Origin of the sequence: Kitasatospora sp. GP82 (assembly GCF_029892105.1) — a bacterium.
Taxonomy (GTDB): domain Bacteria; phylum Actinomycetota; class Actinomycetes; order Streptomycetales; family Streptomycetaceae; genus Kitasatospora.
Genome location: NZ_JARZAJ010000010.1, coordinates 20,623 through 46,935, shown reverse-complemented (window position 1 = coordinate 46,935; position 26,313 = coordinate 20,623). Strand labels below are relative to the sequence as shown.

General features: G+C 69.4%; 18 protein-coding genes. 13 read left to right on the top strand and 5 right to left on the bottom strand.

What is annotated here, in order from left to right; translation table 11 throughout:
• Nucleotides 1–40: 40 nt before the first annotated feature.
• The 4 genes from P3T39_RS12370 to P3T39_RS12355 all read left to right on the top strand — a co-directional run bounded on the left by P3T39_RS12370 (nucleotide 41) and on the right by P3T39_RS12355 (nucleotide 3,438).
• A complete protein-coding gene (locus tag P3T39_RS12370) occupies nucleotides 41–613 on the top strand; it encodes a TetR/AcrR family transcriptional regulator (protein ID WP_280697713.1) in 573 nt (190 codons plus the stop codon).
• A 138-nt stretch (nucleotides 614–751) separates the two neighbouring features.
• Nucleotides 752–1,333, top strand: a complete 582-nt coding sequence (locus tag P3T39_RS12365; protein ID WP_280697554.1) for a DUF4865 family protein — start codon at nucleotides 752–754, stop codon at nucleotides 1,331–1,333.
• Nucleotides 1,330–2,271 carry a phosphotriesterase gene (locus P3T39_RS12360; protein WP_280697553.1) on the top strand — a complete coding sequence of 314 codons (942 nt, stop codon included), beginning with the start codon at nucleotides 1,330–1,332 and terminating at the stop codon, nucleotides 2,269–2,271. Before P3T39_RS12365 ends, P3T39_RS12360 begins: the two co-directional genes overlap by 4 nt.
• 303 nt (nucleotides 2,272–2,574) lie before the next feature.
• Nucleotides 2,575–3,438, top strand: coding sequence for a universal stress protein (locus P3T39_RS12355; RefSeq protein WP_280697552.1), 864 nt, complete (start codon nucleotides 2,575–2,577; stop codon nucleotides 3,436–3,438).
• Between the two features lie 36 nt (nucleotides 3,439–3,474).
• Here the strand turns inward: P3T39_RS12355 and P3T39_RS12350 are convergent, their stop codons facing one another.
• On the bottom strand, nucleotides 3,475–4,110 hold the full coding sequence (locus tag P3T39_RS12350; protein ID WP_280697551.1) for a TetR family transcriptional regulator: 636 nt from the start codon (nucleotides 4,108–4,110) through the stop codon (nucleotides 3,475–3,477).
• A 109-nt stretch (nucleotides 4,111–4,219) separates the two neighbouring features.
• Here P3T39_RS12350 and P3T39_RS12345 point away from each other — a divergent pair, with 109 nt between their 5' ends.
• Both P3T39_RS12345 and P3T39_RS12340 read left to right on the top strand, forming a co-directional pair.
• Nucleotides 4,220–5,023 carry an SDR family NAD(P)-dependent oxidoreductase gene (locus P3T39_RS12345; protein ID WP_280697550.1) on the top strand — a complete coding sequence of 268 codons (804 nt, stop codon included), beginning with the start codon at nucleotides 4,220–4,222 and terminating at the stop codon, nucleotides 5,021–5,023.
• Between the two features lie 341 nt (nucleotides 5,024–5,364).
• On the top strand, nucleotides 5,365–6,519 hold the full coding sequence (locus P3T39_RS12340; RefSeq protein WP_280697549.1) for an alpha/beta hydrolase-fold protein: 1,155 nt from the start codon (nucleotides 5,365–5,367) through the stop codon (nucleotides 6,517–6,519).
• A 90-nt stretch (nucleotides 6,520–6,609) separates the two neighbouring features.
• Here P3T39_RS12340 and P3T39_RS12335 read toward each other — a convergent pair whose 3' ends face one another.
• Both P3T39_RS12335 and P3T39_RS12330 read right to left on the bottom strand, forming a co-directional pair.
• A complete protein-coding gene (locus P3T39_RS12335; RefSeq protein ID WP_280697548.1) occupies nucleotides 6,610–6,939 on the bottom strand; it encodes a hypothetical protein in 330 nt (109 codons plus the stop codon).
• A 139-nt stretch (nucleotides 6,940–7,078) separates the two neighbouring features.
• Nucleotides 7,079–7,471 carry a ribonuclease gene (locus tag P3T39_RS12330; protein WP_280697547.1) on the bottom strand — a complete coding sequence of 131 codons (393 nt, stop codon included), beginning with the start codon at nucleotides 7,469–7,471 and terminating at the stop codon, nucleotides 7,079–7,081.
• A 299-nt stretch (nucleotides 7,472–7,770) separates the two neighbouring features.
• On the opposite strand from P3T39_RS12330, the gene P3T39_RS12325 reads away from it, so the two are divergent.
• Both P3T39_RS12325 and P3T39_RS12320 read left to right on the top strand, forming a co-directional pair.
• On the top strand, nucleotides 7,771–8,022 hold the full coding sequence (locus P3T39_RS12325; protein ID WP_280697546.1) for a hypothetical protein: 252 nt from the start codon (nucleotides 7,771–7,773) through the stop codon (nucleotides 8,020–8,022).
• Between the two features lie 97 nt (nucleotides 8,023–8,119).
• Nucleotides 8,120–8,431 (top strand): antibiotic biosynthesis monooxygenase, encoded by a 312-nt coding sequence (locus P3T39_RS12320; protein WP_280697545.1) that lies wholly within the window; start codon nucleotides 8,120–8,122, stop codon nucleotides 8,429–8,431.
• A gap of 64 nt (nucleotides 8,432–8,495) precedes the next feature.
• Here the strand turns inward: P3T39_RS12320 and P3T39_RS12315 are convergent, their stop codons facing one another.
• Nucleotides 8,496–9,290 (bottom strand): IclR family transcriptional regulator, encoded by a 795-nt coding sequence (locus tag P3T39_RS12315; protein WP_280697544.1) that lies wholly within the window; start codon nucleotides 9,288–9,290, stop codon nucleotides 8,496–8,498.
• A 188-nt stretch (nucleotides 9,291–9,478) separates the two neighbouring features.
• On the opposite strand from P3T39_RS12315, the gene aceB reads away from it, so the two are divergent.
• From aceB to P3T39_RS12300, 3 genes are all read left to right on the top strand, one after another.
• Nucleotides 9,479–11,131 carry a malate synthase A gene (gene aceB, locus P3T39_RS12310; protein WP_280697543.1) on the top strand — a complete coding sequence of 551 codons (1,653 nt, stop codon included), beginning with the start codon at nucleotides 9,479–9,481 and terminating at the stop codon, nucleotides 11,129–11,131.
• A 204-nt stretch (nucleotides 11,132–11,335) separates the two neighbouring features.
• On the top strand, nucleotides 11,336–11,722 hold the full coding sequence (locus P3T39_RS12305) for a gamma-glutamylcyclotransferase (RefSeq protein WP_280697541.1): 387 nt from the start codon (nucleotides 11,336–11,338) through the stop codon (nucleotides 11,720–11,722).
• Nucleotides 11,723–11,806: 84 nt separating this feature from the next.
• Nucleotides 11,807–13,678 (top strand): hypothetical protein, encoded by a 1,872-nt coding sequence (locus P3T39_RS12300; RefSeq protein WP_280697540.1) that lies wholly within the window; start codon nucleotides 11,807–11,809, stop codon nucleotides 13,676–13,678.
• A 156-nt stretch (nucleotides 13,679–13,834) separates the two neighbouring features.
• Here the strand turns inward: P3T39_RS12300 and P3T39_RS12295 are convergent, their stop codons facing one another.
• Nucleotides 13,835–18,058, bottom strand: coding sequence for a ricin-type beta-trefoil lectin domain protein (locus P3T39_RS12295; protein WP_280697538.1), 4,224 nt, complete (start codon nucleotides 18,056–18,058; stop codon nucleotides 13,835–13,837).
• Nucleotides 18,059–18,499: 441 nt separating this feature from the next.
• Here P3T39_RS12295 and P3T39_RS12290 point away from each other — a divergent pair, with 441 nt between their 5' ends.
• Together P3T39_RS12290 and P3T39_RS12285 are read left to right on the top strand one after the other, a co-directional pair.
• Entirely contained in the window at nucleotides 18,500–25,750 is a 7,251-nt protein-coding gene (locus P3T39_RS12290) for a polymorphic toxin-type HINT domain-containing protein (protein WP_280697537.1), read from the top strand.
• A gap of 191 nt (nucleotides 25,751–25,941) precedes the next feature.
• The gene (locus P3T39_RS12285) at nucleotides 25,942–26,286 is read left to right on the top strand and encodes a hypothetical protein (protein WP_280697536.1); all 345 of its coding nucleotides are present in this window, start codon (nucleotides 25,942–25,944) and stop codon (nucleotides 26,284–26,286) included.
• The last annotated feature ends 27 nt before the right edge of the window (nucleotides 26,287–26,313 follow it).

Here is a 26,313-nt window from a genome sequence, read left to right as displayed (position 1 = left end):
ACAGGGTGGCCCTTTCCTCTCGCATTCTGTACCTACTGGTATGTACAGTGAGCTCATGGCGACCTCGGAACGACTGATCGAGACCACCCAGGAACTGCTCTGGGAGCGCGGATACGTCGGCACCAGCCCCAAGGCGATCCAGCAGCGCTCCGGTGTCGGCCAGGGCAGCATGTACCACCACTTCGGTGGCAAGACCGACCTCGCCGCCGCCGCGCTGCGCCGCAGTGCCGAGCAGCTCAAGGCGCTGGCCGAGGAGCAGTTCTCCGGCCCCGGCACGGTCTACGAGCGCATCGAGGCGTACCTGCTGCGCGACCGTGAGGTGCTGCGCGGCTGCCGGATCGGGCGGATGGCGCAGGACCCGGAGGTGATCGCCGAGCCGCAGCTGCGCCGTCCGGTCGAGGACACCTTCGACTGGCTGCGCGGCCGGATCGCCGAGCTCGTCGCCGAGGGCCAGGCGGCAGGGGAGTTCGCCACCGGGCCCGACCCGGCCGAGGTCGCGGCGGCCATCGCTGCCGTCGTCCAGGGCGGCTATGTGCTGGCCCGGGCCGCGGACTCGCCCGAGCCCTTCCACCAGGCCGTCCGGGGCGCCCTCGCGCTGTTGCGCACCCACTGAGACCGCGCCGCGGCCGTTCCGTACGCGCCCGTTCCGTACACGCCTGTGCCATAAGCGCCGAAACTGCCCAGTCAGCACCGAAGGCTCCGCAGTCGCCGAGCGCAGCCGAACCGACCACCAGCGCCGAAGGGCCCGCCCGTGCAAGCGATGCAGTACGAGATCACCCTCCCCGCCGACTACGACATGCAGATCATCCGGCGCCGTGTCGCCACCAAGGGCCACCTGCTGGACAAGCTCCCCGGCCTCGGCCTCAAGGCGTACCTGATCCGCGAACGCGGCCAAGAGGGTTCGCCGGTCAACCAGTACGCGCCGTTCTACCTCTGGCGCACCGCCGAGGCGATGGCCGGTTTCCTGCAGGGGCCCGGCTTCGCGGGCCTCAGTGCGGACTTCGGCCGCCCGCCCGTCCGGCACTGGGCCGGCACCGCACTGCGCCCCGGGCCCGCCCGCGAGCTGCCGCCACGAACGGCCACCCGTCACATCGAGCGGCTGGCCGAGGGCGCCGACCCGGCCGAGGCCGCCGCCCGCCTGCTCGCCGACCTGCCGGCCGGGCCGGGTCTGCACTCCGTGGCCGTCGCCCTCGACCCCTACCGCTGGGAGCTGCTGCGCTTCGCCCTGTGGGAGCGGGACGCCCCGGCCGACGAGCAGACGCGCTACCAGGTCCTGCACCTCTCGGCACCCGAATTCGCCACCCTCGCGGCCGCCCCGGCAGGAGCAGCATGAGCATCCCCGTCATCCGCACCGTCCTCGGTGACCTCGCCCCCGCCGAACTCGGCGTCTGCGACGCACACGACCACCTCTTCATGCGCAGCCGGGCGCTCCCCGGCCAGGAGTTGGACGACCCGCTCGCGGCCGAGGCCGAGCTGCGCACCTTCGCCGCGCTCGGCGGCCGGGCAGTCGTCCAGTGGACCCCGCACGGGATGGGACGGCGAATCGCGGACCTGGCCGCGCTCTCCCGTGCCACCGGCGTCCACCTGGTCGCCGCGACCGGTCTGCACCAGGCCGCGCACTACCTGCCGGAGCTCCTTGAGCGGCTGCACGCCCTGGATCTGGCCCAGCTGTTCGTCACCGAGCTCACCGAGCTCACCGAGCTCACCGAGCTCAGTGAGGGTGCCGGGGGTGCCGGGCAGGCCGCCCGCGCCGGTCTGATCAAGGTGGCCGGCGGCTACCACGGCCTGGACGAGCACGCCCGCTGGACCATGGCGGCGGCAGCCGAGGCCCACCATGCCACCGGTGCGCCGATCGCGGTCCACCACGAGCTGGGTACGGGCTCCCTCGACGTCCTCGACCTGCTCTGCGGCCGTCTCGGAGTGCCGCCCCACCGGGTGATCCTCGGCCACCTGAACCGCTTCCCGGACCTGCGCCTCCAGCGCCAAGCCGCCGAATCCGGCGCGTACATCGCCCTGGACGGACCGTCACGGATCAACCACGCCACCGACCACCACCTGTTCGACACCCTTGCCGCGCTCATCGAGGCGGGCCACGCCGAGCGTCTGCTGCTCGGCGGCGACACCACCACCTCGGCCGCCCGTGGCACACCCGGGATGCCGTACCTGCTGGCAACGCTGCGCCCGCGCCTGGTCAGGGAGTTCGGGCCGGAGCCGGCCGAGCTGGTGTTCCGGGCCAACCCGGCCCGTGCGCTCGCCTTCGCACCGAGGTGACCTGCGACAGTGCGTCGCCCGATCGGTGAGGCGGCGGAGCGGCGTGCCGGTGGCCGGAGTGCCGGTGGCGGGGCCCACCCCGACCACCGGCCGGCCCCGGTCTCGGCCGGCTGGTCGCCCGGGCGCAGGCCCGATGGCTCCCGCGGCGGCGCCCGGCAATCCGCGGCCCGCCTTCGCCGGTTCGCCGGTGTCTCCAAGGCAGGCCCGGCGGTGCATCCTGGTACCAGGGCCTTGGACCACGGTCCGAACCGGAGAGGTGCGGAGCGGGCCGGACGAAGGCGTGGAGCACTCCGGGAGCCGATCATGAACAGCAGATCCCCCGCAGGCATCGTCGCCGGGGTGGACGGTTCGCCCCAGGCAGCGGCCGCCGCCGAGTGGGCGGCCCAGGAGGCCGAGCGGCGCGACTGCGCCCTTCACCTGGTGCACGCGGTCAACACCGGCACCGTCACGCTCTCCCCGCGCACCGGCGAGGCCGTGACCGACCTCATCCTCAAGAACGCCCAGAGTGTCCTGGACGAGGCCCTCGGCAAGCTCTCCGCCGCGCACCCCGGTCTACGGATGACCGGCGACGTCGTCCCCCGGGACGCGGCGGTAGCCGTGCTCAACGCCGCCGAGCACGCCGAACTCGTCGTCGTCGGCTCGCGCGGCCACGGAGGCTTCGCCTCCCTGCTGCTGGGCTCGGTCAGCCTGCGGGTCAGTGCCCACTCCACCTGCCCGACCGTCGTGGTGCGGCAGACGCCGTCGGTGAGCGAGCACATCCTGGTGGCGATCAGGGACGAGCGGGACGGCGAGACGCTCCGCTTCGCACTCCGCGAGGCCGAGACCTGCGGGCTGCCGGTGCAGGCCCTGCACTCCTGGTCGCCGGTGGTGGCCGATGTCGCCCACGCGGCGCCGATGATCGACGAACTGGGGGAGGAGGCCAGGCTGCACGAGCAGTTGCTGCGCCGCACCTGCGACCCCGTCCGGGAGGAGTTCCCGGACGTCGTCGTCCACATGGAACAGCGTGCGGGAGCCACCGCCGCCACCCTGGTCGAGGCATCCCGGCAGGCTGCCCTCCTGGTCATCGCCAGGCACCAGCCCGCCCCGCACTTCGGCCTCCGCCTCGGCACCGCCGTCCATGCCGTCCTCCACCACGCCCACTGCCCGGTCGTGGTGGTCCCGTGCTGACCTGGAGATGACGGTCGGTCAGTTCTGCCGAGTTCGTCAGTTCGACGGCCTGGCCGTCGTCCAGAGGTGCAGGCCCGCCGTCAGCTCCCGGATGCATCGCGCCGCCAGCTCGGCGGCCGCCTCGGGCGGTGCCTCCGATGCGGCCCAGGACTCCATGGCCACCCGCATGCCCGTGTTGGCGGCGGCCGCGACCAGCCGGAGCTCCAGCGGGTCCACGTCCGTCCCGGCCAGCTCGGCCAGGACGGGGGCGAGTTCAAGCTCGGAGTCATGGTGTACCCGGTGCCAGACGGCGAGCAGGTCGGGGTCGTGCTGCGCCGCGCGCAGGATCCCGCGCATCAGCTCCAGTGCCGCCGCAGGACGCTCGGGCGCGGGTGTGAGTGCGAGTCCGGCCGAGCGCTCCAGTGCCTGAGGCACTGTCAACTCACCAGGGCCGGCGGTTAGTTCGTCCAGCCAGTGCTGCACGCCGTTGGCCAGCAGTGGGGCGACGGCGTCCTCCTTGGTGCGGAAGTACCGGTAGAAGGTGCGCAGTGAGACACCCGCCGAGCGCGCGATGTCCTCGGCGGTGGTGCTCTCGGCCCCCTGGTGGGCGAAGAGCTGCGCGGCGGCCAGCGAGATCTCGTTCAGGGTGGCGGCCTTGCGGCGTTCGGTCAGCGACGGTCGCGGTGTGGTCACGAGTGCAGCCTACCGCCAGCAGGGCGCGATGTGCGGATATGGCACAACGTGCCATCCAGGCGTAACGTGAAGCCCGAACCGTCAGTACCGTTCCCACAGGGAGAGCACCATGAACCGCTTCGAGGGCCGCCGCGCACTGATCACCGGCGCGGGCTCGGGTATCGGCCAGGCCACCGCCCGCCGCATGCTGCAGGAGGGCGGCACCGTCGTGGCCGCTGACGTTGCCGAGTCCGGCCTGACGGCCACCCGTGAGCTGGCGCTCGCCGACGGCACCGCCGACCGCCTGCTCACCAAGGTCCTCGACATCTCCGACGAGGCTTCGGTCAAGACCGGTGTCGCCGAGGCGGTCGGCGAGCTGGGCGGACTGGACGCGCTGGTCAACGCGGCGGGAATCCTGCGGTCCGCGCACACCGAGCAGACCACGCTGGACTTCTGGAACCGCGTGCTGGCCGTCAACCTCACCGGCACCTTCCTGATGACCCGCGAGTCGCTGCCCGCCCTGCTGTCCACGGGCCGAGGCGTCGTGGTCAACTTCAGCTCGACCTCGGCGAGCTTCGCGCACCCGTACATGGCGGCGTACGCGGCGAGCAAGGGCGGTATCCAGTCCTTCACCCACGCCATCGCGCTGGAGTACGCCAAGCAGGGACTGCGCGCGGTCTGCGTCGCACCGGGCTCGATCAGCAGCGGTATGACCGACGCCTCCGGTGCCAGCGGCCAGAACCGCGGCCCCGGAATCCCCGGGGACGCGGACATGTCCCTGTTCGCCAAGCTCAGCCCGGCCCTCCGGGCGGGCAACGCGTACGGCTTCGCGGGCCCGGAGACGGTGGCCGCCGTGGTCGCGATGCTGGCCTCGGACGACGGCGCCTTCGTCACCGGCACCGAGATCCGGATCGACGGCGGCACCCACGCCTGACCGCGCCCAGGGCCTGTCCGGCCGATCCTTCCGCAGACGGTGCGTATGCACCGTCCCGGGCCCCGCACCCCTGAAGAGTGCATGGCCGGCGTCGTGCCCAAGATCGTCCGGACCGGCCCGTGGGCCCGTGCGGCGACCCCCGTGATCCGGCGTGGAGACGGAGTGCATACTTGAGCCCCGGCGGGGAATTGCCGGGAGTTTCCTGGGCGTCCCCAGCGACCTGACCGCAACCGAGCGTCCCCCTCTCGGCGTAGGTTCGTCCGGGAGCCGCCGCAGTGCCTCCCGCCGGGTCGGAGTTCCGGGTCTGCGGGCCCGGCGGAGCGTACGGGAGCAAGCAGGCGATGGGGCTGACGAGCCACAAGGTGCTGGCGCTGGCGATACTGGTCGCGGTGCTGGCGATGACCGCGACGGTGTGGCTGTGGCCGAGGCTGGCCAGGACGAGCTGGCAGTCGGTGCTCGGCCGGATCGGTGCACTGCTGGTCACCCAGCTGACGGTGCTCTGCGCACTGGCCCTGGTGGCCAACAACTACTTCGCCTTCTACAGCAGTTGGAGCGATCTGCTGGGCACCGGCAACCAGGGTCCGGTGATCGTCCAGAACAAGGCCGAAGCGGGCGGTGACGGGCACAAGTCCCAGGCGTCCGGTGTGCAGTTGCTCGGCAAGGAGGCAGTCCAGGGCGGCGGTGCCGTCAGTCGCGACCCCAAGCAGGTCGGCCAGATCGACGCGGTGCGCATCCCGGGACCGGCCAGCGGGCTGAGCACCGACGGCTACGTCTACCTGCCCCCGCAGTACTTCGACCCCGAGCACGCGCACAGCAGGTTCCCCGCCGCGATCGTGATGACCGGCTTCCCCGGGGACGCCAAGAACCTGATCACCCGGCTCAACTACCCGGGCGCCGCGCTGGCCCTGATGCAGTCCGGGAAGATGCAGCCGACCGTCCTGGTCCTGATGCGCCCCTCCCCGGCGATGCCGACCGACACCGAGTGCGAGGACATCCCGGGCGGCCCGCAGTCCGAGACGTACTTCGCCAAGGACGTGCCCAAGGTGATCGGGACCAGCTACCGGGTGATCGCCGATCCGCACGCCTGGGGCGTGGTGGGCGACTCCACCGGCGGTTACTGCGCGCTCAAGCTGACGATGCGCAACCCCGGGGCCTTCCTGACCGGGGTCTCGCTCTCCGGCTACTACAAGGCGGCCGAGGACGCCACCACCGGCGACCTGTTCAAGGGCAGCCAGCAGCGCCGCAACGAGGCCGACCTGGTGTGGCGGCTGAAGAACCTGCCCAAGCCGGCGGTCTCGGTGATGGTGGCCGGCACCGAGGAGGGCGACGGCAGCTACAAGCAGCAGACCGCCGCCTTCGTGGCCGCCGTCCAGGCCCCGATGACGGTGGCGACCGCCACGCTGCCGAGCGGCGGCCACAACTTCAAGACCTGGGGCCGACTGCTGTCCCCGGCACTGGAGTTCCTCTCCCAGCACCTGGTGGCGCCGACCGCGTAACGGGCCCCGGGCCAGGTCCGGCTGTCCGGCCGACCGTCCGGCCGACCGAGGTACGCCTTCGGCAGTGCCCGGACACCGTCCGCGGAACGGTCAGGAGATCTGCTCCAGCGTGCCGGTGTGCAGCTCGCCGACCCGGCCGCCCTCGCCCTCGTACGTCCAGAAGGCGCGGACCGTCAGCTTGCCGAGGTCCATCACATGGCTGACGGTGAGCCCGCTCGCCTCCGTCCAGCTGACGAAGTACAGCTGCGGGCCGACCTCGGCGACGTGCAGGGCCACGTCCTCCCACTGCCCGGCCGACTCGCCGAGGCCCTCCCAGCGCAGCCGCGTCCCGTCGGCCGAGTAGGCGTTGCGGAAGGCGGCGCCGTTGTCGACCTGGAACAGGTAGGTGTGTCCGGCGAAGCCTGGCAGGGGCGCGGTCATCGTGTGGGTGTTCCTCTGGCAACTCGGCTGGTGGGTGCGACCGCGGTTCGGCCGCACCCACCAACCTATCCGACGCCGCCCCTGATTCGCCGTTGGGTTTCGAAGCGGATCGCCGTGCCGGTTGCTCGGGTGGGCCCGGTCAGCAGCCGAAGTCGATCAGGCGGAACGTCGCGTAGTGGTCGGAGGTGTAGTAATCCTCGTGGTCCGCCTGGCCGGTGATGATCCGCCGGGTGCCTCTGGTGCGGGCGCCGGGAGTTATCACGGTGTACTCGTGGTAGTAGCCGTAGTCCTCCGAGGGCAGCACGCCCTCGCGGTTCGTGAAGACGACGCCGTCCTGCGAGTACGGGAACGGCCCGTCACTGTCGATCAGGGCGAGGGTGTCGTCCGCCTGGCTCGGCAGAGCGGTAAGACAGACGCTGCCGCTGACGTCGGCGTGGGCCTCGGTGGCGACAACGGTGGGGGCCAGGGTCAGCAGAGCGACGGTGGCGACGGAAGCGGCGCGGGTCTTCCACGCGCGTAGAGTGTTTGTCATGGCAGCAGTGTGACGCCACGTCAGTGCAGTTCGGAAGGGCTGACCGAGGTCATGACAAAGACTTCACCTGCAGGTTACTGACGCAAAACCTGCCTGCCTTGTGCCGTATCGCCACCCGTCCCGGACACTCTGTGGTGAACCACCCCGTGGGTGCCCGCAAGGCCGGCCCCGGGATCTCGACGAGAGCCGCAGGCCCGGCGGCGGTATCGTCTTCACAGGCCCACGGCGTTGCCGCCACCACCCGGGACAGGCCGGGGACGGTCTCGGCGACGGCCGCTCCACCGATCCCCGGCCTGTCATTGACCTGGTCGGACGAGTTCACCGACGGTATCGCCTGGGGCTCCAAGTGGGCCGGCGGCAGGACCACCGCCTACCGCTACGACAACCACGTCAACGGGGTCAAGGTCTACGAGGACCACGCCGGTGTCGGTGCCGGCTGGTCCGCGTACCTGGTCCTCAACCTCTCGATATCCGCCGGCCTCTACCACCCGGCGCCCTCGGGCACCGCGCCGATCACCTTCGCCGCGGACTGCGTACGGGTCTACCGCTGACCGGTCGGGCCCGGCCCAGCCCGGCCTGGCGACCCACCGCTTGCCCGAGCAGGGCACCGGGCCTGCGGCGTAGCCTGGATCTGCGGAGGTGATCGCGATGTCCGGACGGGTGTTGAGCGAGGTCAGCGCCGTGGTGGCGGCCGAGCGGGAAGCCGATTTGGTGGACTCCTACCGGGAGTTGGTCGCAGGTCCGCTCCCGGAAGGGCTGATCAGGACCGAGCTGCTGCGCGGCCCCGGCGGGCGCTGGCGGGTGCAGTCCCTGTGGCGGGACCGGGAGTCCCTGGAGGCGGTCCGGGCGAACCCGAAGCTCGCCGCCGCACCCCGGCTCTTCGCCTACGTGGGCGCCGAGCCCGAGCTGACGGTGTTCCAGGTCACGGTCACGCAGGTCGGCACACCGATCCTGGACTAGCGCCCGGGGGCGGGCCTTCGGAGCCCCGCGCCCCCGAGGCTGTCCGAGCCCCCGCAGGGGTTGCTCAGGGGGCAAGAACCTGACCGAGTCGAGTCGCGATCTGGCTCATCACCGGGACGAGCGAGGTGTCGCCCGCCTGTGCCTCCAGCGCTCGGATCCGCGCCTCGGGGCCGGAGACCGAGAGGGCGGTCGGCGTCGGCGCGCCGGGCACCGCCACCGCGATACAGCGAACCCCGATCTCCTGCTCCTGGTCGTCCACCACGTAGCCGCGCTCGCGGGCCACGGCGAGCTGCTCGAAGAGCTGCGCCGGGTCCGTCACGGTGAACGCGGTGTGCGACTGCAGCGGCTGGGTGCCGAGCACGGCGCGGGCCTCGTCCTCGGGCAGCTGTGCCAGCAGGGCCTTGCCCACACCGGTGCAGTGCGGCTGGACCCGCCGTCCGACCTCGGTGAACATCCGCATCGAGCGCCGCGACTGGACCTGGCCGACGTAGACGACCTCGCCGCCCTCCAGGACGGCCAGGTTGGCGGTCTCGCCGGTGGCCTCCATCAGCTCGGCCAGGTAGGGGCGTGCCCAGCTGCCCAGCAGGCGCCCGGCGGTCTCGCCGAGCCGGATGAGGCGGGGGCCGAGGGTGTAGCGGCGGGCGGTGTCCTGCCTCACATAACCCTGCTGGACGAGGGTACGGATCAGACGGTGGATGGTCGGCATCGGCAGACCGGAGGTGGTGGACAGCTCACTGAGGGTGGCGATGCCGCCGGAGTCGGCCAGGGCCTCCAGCAGCTGGAAGGCGCGTTCGACGGACTGTACGCCGCCGGCCGCGCGGTCGGTCCCTGTGGGCGCTGTGGACGGGGTGCTGGCCACCGGCGTTCCCTTCGCTGTCGGAGGAGGAGTAGAGTCCCAGCGATCTCTCAACAAACCGTTGAAATTCTGTATCGCGGAAACTACTCTCCACCTTACAGAACAGAACCCGCCAGTACGCGGGTTCAGATCAAGGAAGTTCCCACCGGAACTCCCTTCGCTGGCTCAACCGTCCAAGGAGTGTCCTGCCCATGGCTGCAGAACAGGGACCCGTCGGCGCTTCCCCCGCCGCTCCGGTCGTCACTGTCGCCGGTCCGCGCGTCCCCCGCGCAGAGGAGGTGCTCACCCCGGAGGCGGTCGCCTTCGTGGTCGGGCTCCACCGCGCATTCGAAGGCCGCCGCCAGGAACTCCTGACCCGACGGAAAACCCGCCGCGCCGAGATCGCCAGGGCCGGCACCCTGGACTTCCTCCCCGAGACCGCCGCGATCCGCGAGGGGGACTGGAAGGTCGCCGAGGCCCCGCGCGCGTTGCAGGACCGCCGGGTCGAGATCACCGGCCCGACCGACCGCAAGATGGTCGTCAACGCGCTCAACTCCGGCGCGAAGATCTGGCTCGCCGACTTCGAGGACGCCACCGCGCCGACCTGGGAGAACGCGGTCACCGGCCAGATCAACCTGATCGACGCCTTCGAGGGCCGGATCGACTTCACCTCCCCCCAGGGCAAGGCCTACACCCTCAGGCCCGCCGCCGAGCTCGCGACCGTCGTGGTCCGCCCGCGCGGCTGGCACCTCAACGAGAACCACCTGCTGGTCGACGGCACCCCGGTGGCCGGCGCCTTCCTCGACTTCGGTCTGTACTTCTTCCACAACGCCGCCCGACTGCTCGCCAAGGGTGCGGAGGACCCCAACTCGGGCCCGTACTTCTACCTTCCGAAGACCGAGAGCCACCTTGAGGCCCGGCTCTGGAACGACGTCTTCACCCACGCCCAGGCCGCACTCGGCATCCCCTACGGCACCATCCGGGCCACCGTCCTGATCGAGACCATCACGGCCTCCTTCGAGATGGAGGAGATCCTCTACGAGCTGCGCGACCACGCCGCCGGTCTCAACGCGGGCCGCTGGGACTACCTCTTCTCGATCGTCAAGAACTTCCGCGACGCGGGCGCGCACTACATCCTGCCGGACCGCAACAGCGTCACCATGGCTTCGCCGTTCATGGCCGCCTACACCCGGCTGCTGGTGCAGACCTGCCACCGGCGCGGCGCCCACGCCATCGGCGGTATGGCCGCCTTCATCCCCTCCCGCAAGGACCCGGAGGTCAACGCGGCCGCCCTGGAGAAGGTCAAGGCCGACAAGGACCGCGAGGCCGGCAACGGCTTCGACGGCTCCTGGGTCGCCCACCCGGACCTCGTCCCCGTCGCCCGCGCCTCCTTCGACGCCGTCCTGGGCGAGCGCCCCAACCAGAAGGAGAACCCGGGCCCTGCCGGGAGTGTGACGGCGGCTCAGCTGCTCGACATCGCGGGCGCCGGCGGCAGTTGCACCCGGGCCGGACTGCACAACGCCGTCCAGGTCGGTATCCGCTACATCGAGGCGTGGCTGCGCGGCCTCGGCGCGGTCGGCATCTTCAACATGATGGAGGACGCCGCCACCGCCGAGATCTCCCGCTCGCAGATCTGGCAGTGGATCCACAACGGTGTCATCCTCGCCGACACGGGCGAGAAGGCCACCGCCGAGCTGGTCCACCGGCTCGTGGCCGAGGAACTCACCGCCCTGCGCACCGAACTCGGCGACGTCACCTACGCCGGTGGGCGCTGGGCCGAGGCCGCCAAGCTCTTCGAACAGCTCTCGCTGGCCGAGGAGTTCGTCGACTTCCTCACCCTTCCGGCGTACGAGCTGCTCGGCTGAGCCTCAATCTATCCACCCGCCGCCGGTCGGCCCTCCTTACAGGTCGGCGAATCCGCAGCACCGATTGCTCCGTTCCGTAGGGCGCGCCGCCCGCCAGATACGTCACGGACACAACAGCACGGCTGCGGCCGGGGACTCCTGGGGAGGTTCGCCCCGGCCGCAACCGTTCGTCCCCCGCGCATTCCCTGTCAGGAGAGACCTCTGATGGCCCGTATCTTCTTCAACGGCCAGGCCATGGTCGGCGGCCCCTTCCACCACTCGGTCGCCGACGCCCTGATCGGCCCCGTCACCACCGCTCCCGGCTACCGTTTCTTCTCCATCCGCGACGAGTGTCCCGGGCTGCTGCCCGCGCCCGAGGTCGGCACCGCCATCGAGGGCGAGCTCTACGACGTCACCCTGGAGCACCTGCGCGACGTCATCCTCCCCGGCGAGCCGCGCGAACTCGAACTCGGCATCATCGAGCTCGCGGACGGTTCCCCCTGCCTCTCCATGGTCCTCGCCCGAGGCGAACTGGAGCGCGGCGTCCACAAGGAGATCACCGAGTTCGGCGGCTGGCGCGCCTACCTCGCCACCCTGGGCCGCACCTCCTGACCCCTTGCAGGGCCTGCCGCCTGCGGCGTTGTCAGTGATGATCGCTACGGTCGTGCGCAGCAGAGCAACAAGGAGCGCAGACCCATGAGATCCCCGGCTGAACTGGACGAGGTCCAGTGGCACACCCTGACCCACGCCTACGGTTCGGCATCGGACGTCCCCGAGCTGATCAGGGCGCTCCACTCGACCGACGAGGACACCGTCGCCGAGGCCGTCGACGAGCTCTACGGAAACATCCACCACCAGGGCACGGTCTACCCGGCCTCGGCCCCCGCCGTGCCGTTCCTCGCCCACGCCGCCCGGCACGCCCCGGCCAAGCGGGACGAGGTGCTGATGCTGCTCGCCACCCTCGCCGACCACGACCCCGAGGACATCGACTCGCCGCACTGGCCCACCAGTCCGGTCGCCGCGGTCTGCTCCGAGCTCTGCCGGGTCCTGCCGGAGCTGCTGCCGTGCCTCGACGACCCCGAGCGCGCCATCCGCCGGGCCATGCTCCGAATAGTCGGCGCCGTGGCCGAGCTGCTCCCGGCGCAGCTGCGCAACTCCGTCCTGTCCGGGGCCGAGCAGCTGTACGCCGACGATCCCGTCCCGGTGGTGCGGGCGGACGCGCTGTACGTACTTGCCCGTCTGGGCCGTCGGATCGAGGCGCTCGACAGCCCGCTGCCCGAAGTCCGGCTGGCGGCGGCCATGCTGGCCGTGGAGCAGAGCGAACCACCGTACCCGGCCGAGCCGGTGGCGATCCTTGCCGAGGCCGGTGCCGACCCGGGCGCGGCGAGCGACGAATTCCCCTGGGAGGGCGGGACCACCCAGGACGAACGGCTGCGCCAACTGCTCACCAGGGACCCGGACACCGCACTCGCCGTCGCCGCCCGCTGGATCGAGGACGGCGACCTCGGCTCGCGCGGCTCCTGGTTGGTCGACGACATCGCCGCGACCTGGCGCGACCGCGAGCCGGAGATCGTCGCGCTGCTGATCGCCGCCCTCCCGCACCAGAAGGACGCCACCGGCCTCAACTACCGCCTCCGTCAGGTCACCCGCTGGATCGGGTACCTGCCCAGCCCCGGCGCGGACGTCCGGGACACGCTCCACCGCCACGCCCGATCGCAGGACGAGGGGACGGCCGCCGCCGCGCTCGCCGCCCTGCTGCGCTGCCGGGACTCGCGAGCCCTGCCGCTGGCGCTGAGCCGCCCCACCGCCCAGGCGCTCGGCGCCGCCGCCGAGTTCTTCCCCGAGGCGGCCGATCAGCTGATACCGGCGATCCGCCGCGAACTGGCCCAAGGGGCCACCGACAACGCGGCGATCGCCCTCGTCAACGCCCTCGCACCGATGGGTGCCGCGGCCCGCCAGGCACTGCCCGAACTGGCCGACTGCCTGCGGACCAACCGCGCGGCCGTCGTGGCGGCCCGTCAGCTCGGCCGCTGCGGCATACCGGACCAGGAGATCCTCGCCCTCCTCACCGCGGCCATGCGGAGCGACGACCCGTCGCTCCGCAGCTCGGCCGCCGTGGCCCACTACCAGCTGACCGGCGACGCCGCCCCGGCGCTCACCGCCTTCGAGACACTGCTCACGACCTCGGGCCAGACCCACTGGCACCTCAGTCGCCTCCAACCGCTGGGGCCCTGTGCCGTCGGGCTCCTCCCGCTCGTCGAGCCGCTGCTGACCTCCCCCCAGGACTGGAGCAGAATGGCCGCCGCCGAGGCCCACCACTGGATCACCGGCACCTCCACCCGCGCCGTCCCGGTCCTCGCCGACCTGGTCGCCGCTTCCCCCATCGGCCTCCGAGCCCTCCAGGCCCTCGCCGACACCGGCCGGATCCCCGACCGTCTCCTCCCCACCCTCCGCGCCTTCGCCTTCTCCCCACTCCGCCTCCTCGGCGACACCTGGCCCGCCACGCGAGTCCACCCCGACGAGCAGCTCCGCACCCTGGCCCGCCGCCTGCTCACCGCTTCCCGCTGAGCGCCGTCCCGCCCGGGTGGGACGGAAGCCCCATCCGGCATCCGGCATGCGGGATGCGGAGGCATGGCATCGGCAACTCGGCCCCCGACGCGACCCTGGGATCGCATCGGGGGCCGGCGTACGGCAGCGGGTGGCACCTGGGTCAGAACGCCGTCGTCAGCTCCCGGGGAGCGCGGCGGTCCGCACGGGTGCCGCGTTCGAGATGCTCCAGCGCTGAGCCGTCACACTGGCGCAGTCCCAGACCTGGAGGCGTGTCCCGTTGTCGGTGCTGGCGTTGTTGTCGTCCAGGCAGCGACCAGAGGCCGGGTTGTACAGGCCGCCGGTGCCGGTCGGAAGCCACTGCTGGTTGAGGTTGCCGACGCAACTCCACAGCTGGACGAGGGTGCCGTTCGCCGCCGTTCCGTTGCTGACATCCAGGCAGTGGCCCTGATTGGTGATCGTACCGTTGGCGTTGACGCTCCACTGCTGGTTGGTGTTGGCGGGGTTGCAGTCCCAGATCTGGACGGAGTTGCCGTCGCTGGTCTGGCCGTTGCTGTCGTCGAGGCACTTCGCGGGGCTGGTGGCGCCCTGGATCACTGTCGGCGCGGCGGTGGTCACCGCACTGGCGAACGGGTAGACCGAGACCTCGGCCGCGCTGCCGTTGAAGTAGCTCGCCGACGCGCCGTTGCTCTTGGACCTGCCCAGTACGAGCGGTCCACCGGTCTGGAACATGGAGCGGTGCAGTCCGGTCGAGGCGAGTGAGCCGTTGACGTAGAGCAACAGCTGCTTGGTGTCGGCGTTGTAGGAGGCCGTCAGCTGCTGCCAGGTACCGAACTGCACCCGTGCGGCGGCGTTGCTGGAGTCCGTCTGGTCGATGACGGCGCCGTTGGTGTCGGACGCCGCCATGCCGAATCGCCACTCGGACACGCCGGACCCCCGGTCGATGGGCCAGAGTTGGAGGGTGCTGGCAGCCGTACCCTCCTGGGAAAGGACGACGCCGCCGGAGGTGTTCGCCTTGGCCCAGAGGGAGACGGTGAACGACTGGGTGGTGTCGAGGTTGAAGCCGCCCGTCGTCAGTGTGGAGTCGGTGCCGTTGAACGCGGCGACGTTGGCTGTCCGGCCGCCGACCGGCTCGCTGTGGAAGGCTGTGCCGCCCTGGGCAGTCAACGGGTGGAGCCCAGTGGCGTCGGCTGCGGTGGTGCTGCCGGTCGCTTCGTTGAGCTTCCAGCGGCCGAGCGGCGCGCGGAGGTCGCCCACCGTAAACCGGGTGCCGAAGTCGGTAACCGGTTTGGCGGTTGTGTTGTCGGAGGTATGGCCGGGCCAGACGACCAGCGTCCCGTTGGCGTCCAATGCCCAGAGGTCGGCGATGCCGTCACCAGTGAGATCGCCATTGGAGCCGACCAGGGGGAAGGCGGAGGGGGACACTCCGCCGGTGTTCGCAATGGTGCCGGTGGTCGGATCGGCGAGCGCGCTGAAGTTGGGTGAGCCGTCCGCGTTCTTGGTGATCGGATAGGCGTGGATGGTGCCGTTGATACGGTCGCGTGTCCACAGGGTCGGCTGGTTACCGCCGTTGGCCGGGCCGGGCCCGATCAGGTCGTAGTTATCCCAGTCGCCCTTGGAAACCTGGGTGTCGGTCGGCTTGAGCAGCCGGGCACTGGTGGTGCCGGGAGGGAAGAGCCAGAGCTGGTGGTTGATGACGGCGAGGAGTGAGGTACGGGTGAGGACGTGGTTGCCGTTGGTGTCCGTGGCAACGTTCTCGCCCTCCGGGGTGCCGACGGCGAGGATCTGAGTGGCGTTGGACCAGTCGCTCCCGAAGTCTGAAGGGCAGGCGATGGTCGCGCCGGTGATGTCCTGGCAGGTGACGGGGGTTTTGGCGGTGGTGCCGGACTTGTAGAACGAAGTGCGGGAGACGAGGTTGCCGTGGCCGTCGTTCTGGTAGAGGTACAGCTTGGGGTCGCGGGCAGGGTGGGCGATCAGGTCGTCCACCGCGACGCCGCCGAACAGCGAGGCGCGGTGGGTAATCTGGACCCCCGTCCAGTTACCGGTCGGTGAGGTCGCGGCAGCGCCGCTGATGTTCCCGGCAGAGGTTGCCCCGTCGAGTGCGGGGCGGATCAGCCGAAGGTTGCCGTTGGCGTCCGGCAGCACCACATCGGGTTTCCCGTCTCCCGTGAGGTCGCCGAAGACCGGCAGACTGTTGGGCTTCCACGGTGCGTAGAAGCTGTAAGCTGCGGGCTGGCTGTAGTTACCGGCGTTGTCCTGCGACTGCACATAGAGGATGTTGGTACCCCAAGTGCCCGGTGTGTAGTTGAAGTTGGCCGTACCCGAGGCGTCGGCCGTGACGGTTCCCGCATCACCGCACCGCCAGCCGGTGACCGGCGCGGGGTTGTTGGTCCAGCGGAAGCACGCGACGCCTGAGGCACTGCTGCCGTTCGGAGCCGGATCGGTCCCGCTGATGGTGAAGCTGCCCGCGTCGGTGTTGAACTTGGTCGGGTTGCTGTTCGCCGTGCCCGAGGGGGGAAAGTCGGTGGAGATCACGCTCACCGTCGGGGCGGTCTTGTCGACCCGGAAGTAGCACGAGGCGGAATCCGACGAGGTGAGGACGTCATCGGTGGCGTTGGCCGCCCAATGGTACTGGTGGCCGTCGCTGAGGGACCCGATGCCGATGGAGACGCTCGCCGCGTTGGACGAGCCCTGCCATCCGCTGTCGGCGGACCAGTTGAACTGGCTGTTGTTGTCGTCCCACATCCGGAACCCGGAGTGCAGGTTGAGGCCGGCAGGGGACCAGTTGTTCACCGACAGGGTGACATTCTGGTTGGCGCCCACCCAGCCTGGGTTGTACGAGGCGTTGCCGCCGGGGCTCTGGCAGTCGTTGTGCTGGTTGGTGCTGGCGAAGCCCGGTGCGGGGCTGGTGCGCGGGTACCAGATGCTGGGGGTGATGTCGTAGTTGGTGACGATCTTCGGGTTGTTGGAAAGGTGCTTCCGATAGGTTTTGTCGGTCTCGTCGTCGGGCACGATCGCGACCGTCCAGTTGCTCCACTTCTGAGCGACGGCGCTCTGCATCATGGAGGTCACGTCGTAGGTGATCGGGCCAGTTCCGGTGATCCTGAAGGAGGCCCCGACCTTGTCGCAGCCGCTCATCCCGTCGCCGCACGGCTGGTTGTTCCACGCCGTGTGGCTGTTGATCTGCGGTGTGTCGTAGAGCCCGAGCGGAACCTCGGTGCCGGGGCTGGAGGCGTCGGTCACGTTCCCGTAGAACGTCGAGCTGTAGATGGTCGGCGGTTTGGGTGCGCCGCTCGGCTGAGTGTAGAGGGTCGGGTTGACACCGATCTGGTAGTAGGCCCGGTAACGGCCGTAGCCGGTGCAGTCGTCATAGCCGCAGTAGCCGGTGCCGAGGTTGGTCACCGCGTTGTAGTTCTCGATGTCCGGGTAGTTCTCCTGGACCTGGACGGAGGCCTGCGTGCTGCTGGCCCCGCTGCTGAGCGTCGGGTCGAGATACCAGGGACCGGTGCCCTTGCCGAATGTCGCGGTGTCGGGGGTGAGGTCGATCGCGGTGTCGGTGGCCTTGACTCCGATCCGGGTGACGGTGGCGCCCGCACCTGGTGCTGTCGCGCTGGACCGGCCATCGGCTGGCGGAGCTGCCGCCGTGATTCGCGGGCTCGCTTTGGCGGCCCTGGCGGCAGCGACGGGCGCAGCGGAGTCCCACTGGAATGGCGTTGGGGCGTGCAGACGCACCTTCCCGTCGGTGTCCTTGAGGCTGATGTTGCCGACTGTGTCGGTCGTCACGCTCAGGCCGGTGGCGCTGAGCGGGAAGTGCAGGGTCTTCAGCTTCGGATCGGCGGCTGCGGTCGCGGTGCGCACGATGACGACGTCCCGCCAGCCACCGTCCGGCAGGGCGGTCAGCTGTAGATCGACGTCGGGCAGGACCGCGGGATAGGTGGCGGTGTCACCGGCCAGCGTGGGTGCGGGCAGCGTGAACGGGGCGGTGACGGCGAGCTTCTTGCCGTCGGCGGTGGTGATGGTGGCCAGCGGGTTGCCACCACCGCCGGAGATTGTCAGTCCGTTCGTGGTGACTGCCGGGCTGATCGTCCCGTCGGCATTCCTACGCAGCGTGGTGTCCAGGTCTGCCCAGTTCGTACCGCGCCTGGCCCGCACGGGTGCGACGTAGTCGGAGCTTGTCAGTGTTCCATTCGGGTTGGCCAGTGTCTGCGAGGTCTCGGTGGTCAGTGCGTCCACCACGACAGCCTTGCCAGTGGACTTCGCCCCCAGGCGGGCGTTCAGGATGGCCTGATCCCGATCCGTCGGAGTGGCCTGGACGGCAGCCGAAGGCGTCGACCCGGTGGCGCCGACGGCCGGAATGGTCGGCAGCCCTATAGCCAGCACGGTGGTCACTGCCAGAGCCACCAGCCGTGAGGTTCGTCGTTGCGGTGCGCCTGGTGTTTTCGGCACCGGATTTGTCGGTTTTGTATACAGCATGATGGTGATTCGCTCCCCTCTCAGCACTCGCGGACTTCGCGCAGCTGTTCGGAGCGGAACGATGTGGGTTCCATAGGGGTGCCGTCAAATGACAAATCGCGATATCGCCATATGTCCTGATTGATAGTCAGCTAATCGGTAAAGAATTTGCAAATCACTGGCCCTGTCGTGTCCGTGGACAGACGGATCGTCGGTGACGGCTTCTAAGGTCTGACTGATCTTCGGATCTTTACGTCAACAAGCCCACCCGTTGGGGTGGATAACACTCGGAGTGGTACTTTGAGAGCCGCGTGCGCTCAAGGACCAGTCGGGCGATGGCTGCGTAGTCGGCCTCGCTGGCTGAGTCTCATAAGTCTGCTGGCGGTCCTGATGACCCTTCTGGCGGCGCCGTCCGCCGAGGCGTTGGCAGCCCGTCGGCCCCATGGCAAGGTGTGGACCCCGCTGGGTACACCCCTGGGCAAGGGCATGAAATCGGTCCGCGGCAAGGACCTCGCCATAGGTAAGCTCGGCCCGCCCCAGTTCCCCGTACCGCGCGACTGGAAGCCCTCGGGACATCAACCGGTGGCCGGGTCGGCGATGGTGGCCCTGGGCGCCGACGCAGGCCCTCTCCCCAGGAGTCTCGCCGGTTCGGCTCCCGCAGCGGGAGGCCAAACTCCCATGCAGGCAGGGAAGTTGCCGGTAGCGCTCGCTCCGGCCAAGAGGGCCGACGGCTCGGCCCGGCAGGTGCGTGTCGAGGTGACGGACCCGGCGAAGGGTGAAGCCGCCGGAGTCCGCGGGCCCGTGGTCGCGCTGACGGACACGGCTCCCGTCGAGGGTGTGGCGCACAGCGTCACGGTCGCGATCGACGTGAAAGCTCTTCAGGGCGACGGATGGTCGGACCGCGCCCGCTTGGTGGCCCTGCCTGCCTGCGCGCTGACGACACCGCAGCTGGCCGAGTGCCGCGAGCACACCCCCGTCGCCTCCTCCGTCGACGCGCGTACCGGTGTGGTCACCGCCGAGGTGAAGTTGCCCGGTAAGCAGCCGGCGGATTCCGCGAAAAGCGCGCTCTCCTCCGGCGCCCACCGTGCCGGTACACCGCAGCAGGGCCTGCTCCAGACCGCCGCTGTCGGCTCGTCGTCGGCCACCGTGCTGGCGGCCGAATCCGCAGCAGGCGGAGCCATGGGCAGCTATTCGGCGTCACCGCTCTCGCCGTCCGCGGCCTGGGGCGCCGGATCCAACACAGGCAGCTTCACCTACTCGTATCCGATCCAGACCCCGGCCGCCATCGGTGGCTCGGCGCCGTCGGTCAGCCTCTCGTACGACTCCTCGTCGATCGACGGCAAGACCTCCTCGACCAACGCGCAGGCATCCTGGGTCGGCGAGGGCTGGGACTACCAGCCCGGCTTCATCGAGCGGTCGTACCGGAGCTGCGACAAGGACGGCATCAGTAACTCCGGCGACCAGTGCTGGGCCGGCTGGAATGCCCAGCTGAACCTCGGCGGCCACTCCGGGACGCTGGTGCGCGACGACGCAACCGGTACTTGGCGCCTACAGGGCGACGACGGCTCGAAGGTCGAGCGGTTGACCGGCGCGGCCAACGAGGCGCGCAACGGTGAGTACTGGAAGGTCACCACCACCGACGGTACTGCGTTCTACTTCGGTGCCAACCACCTGCCGGGTGGCGGTAACAGCGACCCGGCGGCCAACTCCGTCGAGTACGAGCCGGTGTACTCGCCCAACAGCGGTGACGACTGCTACGACGCCGCCAAGGGCAAGGCGTCCTGGTGCCAGGAAGGTTGGCGCTGGAACCTCGACTATGTCGTGGACCCGCACCAGAACCTGATCACCTTCGGCTACCAGCAGGAGATGAACAACTACAGCCGCGGTGGCGGCCAGAACAATGGCAACGGCACGCTCACCGCCTATGTCCGAGCCGCCGAGCTGGCCCAGATCGCATACGGGCAGCGCCTGCCCGAGCAGATCGCGGCCAACGGCAGTGCGAAGCCGGCGGCCAAGGTGCTGTTCACTGCCGCCGAACGCTGCACCCCGAACGGCAGCATCACCTGCACCTCTGCCCAGCGCACCACGGCCAACCAGTCGTCCTGGCCGGACACTCCGCTCGACCAGAACTGTGCCGCCACCGGTGCCTGCACCAACTACTCGCCGACGTTCTGGTCCCCGCTGCGGCTGGCGAAGATCGAGACCCAGGTGCTGGTCGGCACTTCCTACACCACGATCGACACCTGGGACCTCAAGTTCAAGTTCCCGGACCCGGGTGACGGGACGAAGCCCTCGCTGTGGCTGAGCTCGATCCAGCGTACCGGCAGCAATGGACAGTCGGCTCAGACGCTGCCCGCAGTCACCTTCACCGAGCGGATGCTGGCCAACCGCGTGGACGGTCTCGTCCCCGCCGAGCCGGCGTTCAACCGGCCGCGCATGCAGCAGATCGTCACGGAGACCGGCGGCAAGATCACGGTCAACTATCAGTCGACCGAGTGCTCACGGATCAACAACACCATGCCATCCTCCGAGGACGGCAACACCAGAGCTTGCATGCCGGTGAAGTGGTATCTGCCCGGCTCGTCCTCGCCGGACCCGGTGAAGGACTGGTTCCACAAGTACCTGGTCTCCTCGCTCTCCGAGCAGGACGCGGTCACCGGACCAAGCCTGGTCAAGTCCACCGACTACAGCTACGGCGGCGGCGCAGCGTGGCACCGCAACGACTCCGAGCTGACCGAGGACAACACCCGGACCTGGGACGAGTTCCGCGGCTACCAGACGGTCACTACCACCACCGGTAGCGCCTACCCCGGCGAGGCCCCGAAGACCCAGCAGGTGAGCACCTACCTGCGTGGCATGGACGGCGACCGCAAGGCTGACGGCAGCACCCGCAGCGTCTCGGTGTCCTTCACCCCGTACCTGGGAGCCACGCCGGTCACCAGAACCGACGACAACTGGCTCGCAGGTGCCGTCCTGGGCCGGCAGACCTACGACAAGTCGGGTGGCGCCGTTGTCGTCGCCGACGCAGCGGTCGCGTCCGGGGATGTGGTCACGGCTACCCACAAGCAGGCCAAGGGCATGCCGGACCTGGTCGCCCGCTTCACGTCCACCCGATCCGACAGCACCTCCTGGGGGCAGAAGGCGGACGGCTCGTGGCGGGCCATCTCATCTGTCGCGACCACGGACCCCACCCACGGGAACCGGCCGCTCCAGGTCGACGACAAGGGCGACGGCACCGCCGCCGTGCCTGAGATCTGCTCCACCAACAGCTACGCGGTCGGCAGCAACCCGATGATGCTCACCCTCGTCTCCCGCGAGCTGACCGTCACTGGCCCCTGCGGCACCACGCCGAACACGTCGAACACCCAGAAGGACAGCCGCACTCTCTTCGACGGCCAGCCGTTCGGCCAGGCAGGCGCGACCGCCGACCCGACCAGCACCCAGACGATCGACTCGTACGGCACCGACGGCAACCCGGTCTACACCACGCTGACCACGGCGACCTTCGACGCCTACGGCCGGCCGAAGACCTCGGCGGGCCCTGACGGCAGGGTCACAACCACCGATCTGACGCCGACCAGCGGCGCGATACCGACCCGGGTCACCCTGACCGGACCGATGGGTGCGGCCTGGGCCACGTCCCAGACCTTCGACCCGGGCCGCAGCCAGCCGCTCGTGTCGACCGATGCCAACGGCCGTACCACGACCAAGCAGTACGACGGCCTCGGGCGCCTGACCTCGGTCTGGAACGCCGATCGCGCGACCAATCTGAAGCCCAACTACACCTTCTCGTACGCAGTCAACGGTCTCACCGCACCGTCGGTGGTCACCTCCAACTCGCTGAACGAGGACGAGTCCTACTCGACCCGCAACGATCTGTACGACGGACTCGGCCGGCTGCGCCAGACCCAGAGCACCTCGGCAGCCGGCCCGGGCTTCGGCCGTCTGATCACGGACACCCTCTACGACTCGCACGGCTGGCCCGTCAAGAAGTCGTCGCCGTACTTCGATGCTGCCAACCAGCCGAATGGGACGGTGTTCGCCCCGCAGGACTCGCAGGTGCCGGCGCAGGACTGGGCCACCTACGACGGCCAGGGCCGGGTCGCTTCCGACGCGTTCGTCTCCTACGGGCAGCAGCAGTGGACGTCCAGCACCGCCTACCCGGGTGTGGACCGGACCGACTCGACGCCGCCGCAGGGCGGACAGCCGAGCAGTACGCTCACCGACGCCCGCGGCCGTACCACCCAGTTGTGGCAGTACCGCACCGCCACTGCCACCGGCGTTGCCTCGGACGCGAACGTGACGTCCTACACATACACGGCGGCCGGCCAGCCGGATAAGCGCACCGACTCCGCCGGGAACGTCTGGTCGTACGTCTTCGACCTGCGCGGCCGGCAGACCTCGGTGACCGACCCGGACAGCGGTACCACCACGACGGCGTACGACGCCAATTCGCGGATCTCTTCCACCACCGATGCCAAGGGCAACACGCTCCTCTACACCTACGACGTGCTCGGTCGTAAGACCGGCATGTATGCGGGCAGTGCGGCGCCGACCAACCAGCTCGCGGGCTGGACGTACGACACGGTGGCGGGCGCCAAGGGCCAGGTCGCCTCGTCCACCCGGTACGTGGGCGGTGCCTCGGGCTCCGCGTACACCCAGGCCGTCACCGGCTACGACACCATGTACCGCCCGCTGGGCACCAGCACCACCATCCCGGCGTCCGAGGGTTCTCTCAAGGGCACGTACACCACGGGCAACCAGTACTCGCCGATCCTCGGATCACTGATCCACACGGATCTGCCAGCGCTGGGGGGCCTGCCCTCGGAAGGCGTCGACTACGCCTATACCAACACCGGTCTGCTGCTCGCCTCCGGCGGCAACAGCACCCTGGTGACGGACGTTCAGCACGACCCACTGGGTCGGCCAACGCGGACCACCATCGGTGACTGGGGAACCCAGGTCGTCTCCACCCAGCAGTACGACTGGGCCACCGGGCGCGTTACACAGTCGTTCGTGGACCGGCAGGTGAGCAAGACCTCGCTCGACCAGACCGGCTACACCTACAACCCCGCCGGCCAGGTCACTTCGGCCACCGACCTGCAGAGCGGATCGGCGACCGACCAGCAGTGCTTCACCTACGACTACCTCGGCCGGCTCACCAACGCCTGGACCGACACCGCAGGCACCACCACCAAGCCCACCGGCACGTGGACAGACACCTCCGGTACGGCCCACGGCTCGGGCACCGCACAGTCGGTCCCCGGCATCGGCGGCTGCACCAACGCCAATGGCCCGGCCTGGACCGGGACTCCGTCCAAGCCGAGCGTCGGTGGCCCCTCGCCGTACTGGCAGACCTACGGCTACGACACCACCGGCAACCGCACCGGCCTCGTCCAGCACGACACCACTGGTGACACCAGCAAGGACGTCACCACCACCCAGACGTTCGGCACCGGGCGTAACACCGCGACCAACGCCCCGAACACGGGTGGCGGCACGGGTGGTCCGCACGCCCTGCTGAGCTCCTCGGTCAAGTCGGCCTCCGGTACCAAGGTGACCTCCTACCAGTACGACGTCGCCGGAAACACCACCGGAATCACTGACACGGCGGGAACGACGGCCCTCACCTGGAATGGTGAGGACAAGCTCGACACCCTTGCCAAGAGCGGCCAGTCGCAGCCCACGTCCTATCTCTACGACGCGGACGGTAGCCAGCTGATCCGCCGCGACCCCGGCAGGACCACGCTCAACCTGGGTGCCGACGAGGTCACTCTCGACACATCGTCAGGAACGATGTCCGACGTGCGCTACTACAGCGCCCCGGGCGGCCTGACGATCACCCGGGTCACGGCGGCCACCGGCGGCGGCAAGCTGGTGTACCAGGTGTCCGACCCGCACGGTACCAACGGTGTGCAGATCGACACCGACGCCGCGCAGACCGTCACCCGCCGCCCGACCGATGCGTTCGGCGACCCGCGCGGCACCCAGCCAGATGCCTCAACGTGGGCCGGAGACAAGGGATTCGTCGGCGGCACCAAGGACGACGTCACCGGCCTGACCAACCTCGGCGCCCGCGAGTACGACCCCGCCCACGGACGCTTCCTCAACCCCGACCCGCTGCTCGCGGAATTCGACCCGCAGCAGTGGAACGGCTACGCCTACAGCGACAACTCGCCGGTCGACAAGGCCGACCCTTCGGGACTCGCGTGGATGTGCATGGACACCTGCGGGGCAAGGGATCGGCCGCGCGACGGCACCCCGTTGTCACCTGTGGCCCAGGCCGAGGTGGACAACGCGCAGATTGCCCACGACCAGTCCGTGGCCACAACGGGCAGCAACGGTTCAGGCCACGGAGGAAACGGAGGTTCTGGCGGCCACTCGAAGAGCAAGTGCGGCGGTTTCGGCGGTTGGCTGAAGTGCAAGGCCCAGAGCGCTGCGCATGCAGTCGTCAAGGTCGTCAGGGAGCATCCGGTCATTGCCGCGATGGTCGTCACAGCCGTCGTCGTTGGTGGCGCAGCGTGCATCATCATGACCACCGGTGCCTGTGCGGGCATGCTGGTTGCCGCAGGTGAAGCCGCGCTGGGTGGTGCGGAGGTCGGCGGTGTGGCCGGTGCCATAACCGGCGCTGCGGTCAGTGTGAGCGTCGAGGGCGGCGTCGCCCTCGGGGGCGCTGCGCTGGCGACCCTCGGGGTGGGCGGTGCCGTGGCGGCCCAGACAGCCCAGAGCGCCGAACAGTCTGCCGGTGGTGTGAGCGCGCGTGCGGCTCAGCCGACGGCCAAGGAGGCCACCGAAACCAGCAAGGGTGCTCGCCCGAGCAGTGAAGGTGAAAGCTCGTGCAACAGCTTCCCGGTAGGTACCCAGGTGAAGCTGGCGGACGGCACCACCAAGCCGATCGACCGCATACAGCTGGGTGACGAGGTCACCGCCACCGATCCGCAGACCGGTGTGACCGCACCCCGTGCGGTCACTGCCACCATCGTTACCCCGAACGACGAGGAGTTCACCGACCTCACCCTCTCGACAGCCGGCCCCCGCGCCCCGCCAGCCGAGCAACAGGCCATCACCTCGACGGCACACCACCCGTACTGGGACATCACCACCCAGCGCTGGACCAACGCCGCCGACCTCAAGCCCGGCGATCACCTTCGCGGTCAGGACGGCACGACCATCGAGGTCGTCGCCGCCCGCCCCTACCACACTGACCCGCACACCGCATACAACCTCACCGTCGCGGACCTGCACACGTACTATGTGCTTGCGGGGGCCACGCCAGTACTGGTCCATAACTGTGGGCCAACGGGAGATGAAGCGGCACAGGAGGCGCAGGAAACGCTGCTCCACGGTCCTTTCCATCGGAAGGCCTCGCCGACTCAGACCGATGAGCATGCACGGCTGCAGCAGGAGAATGGTGAGCTTTGGGGTGGACTCTCGCGCTTGGGGGGAGATGAAGCCGCGAAGGCCCATATTGGCCCGCTTCCTGACGGTGTCCGAGGTGTAGAGTTCTATACCACTATTCGCCCTCGGGAGCCATTCCCCGGATATGCATGGTGGGAAGTTGGAAGGGTTCCTGGGGTGAGGTTGGAGGATGGATTTGCAAAGATTCCAATCGTCATCAGTAAGAATACGCAAATTGGCTAGTCTGTCGACTGGCTGATGTGATCACTGGGCCTACCGGGATTGCCGTACGGTTCAGAGTGATCACGCGCCCGGCCGGTCGCACCAAGCTTCTGCTAGGTGCGGCCGGCCGGGTAAGTTCATAGGGGCTTGGGTCGCGTTGCGGACCTGGGCTGCTTGTGCGAGTTCTAGTTGCGAAGAAAAAGGAAGACTGAATGTCTGGCTGGGAGCAGGTTGGGATCTCGTTCTGGGAGACGGCGCGGGGTGAGAAGGCGGCACTCGCCATGTTTGTGCAAACTGCCCATCAGGAGCCGTTCGCTGATCTGAACTTCGAATATCCAGAAGATGAGGATGGGCTCGGATTTGCAGTAGTGAGACTGCCGTCCCAGGTGCTCGTTGCGGTAATTGACGACCTGGATAATTTGGTCAAGGGGGCGGTGTTGTATCGAGTTGGTGACATCGATGAGCAAGCCGTTCTCCGGGAGTTTACAGAGGTATTCAACATCAGCGCCTCGGATATCAAGTGGGTCGCTGGTCAGTCGATGACCCTTGATTCCTGACCTGATTCACCTTCGATACCTCTGGCA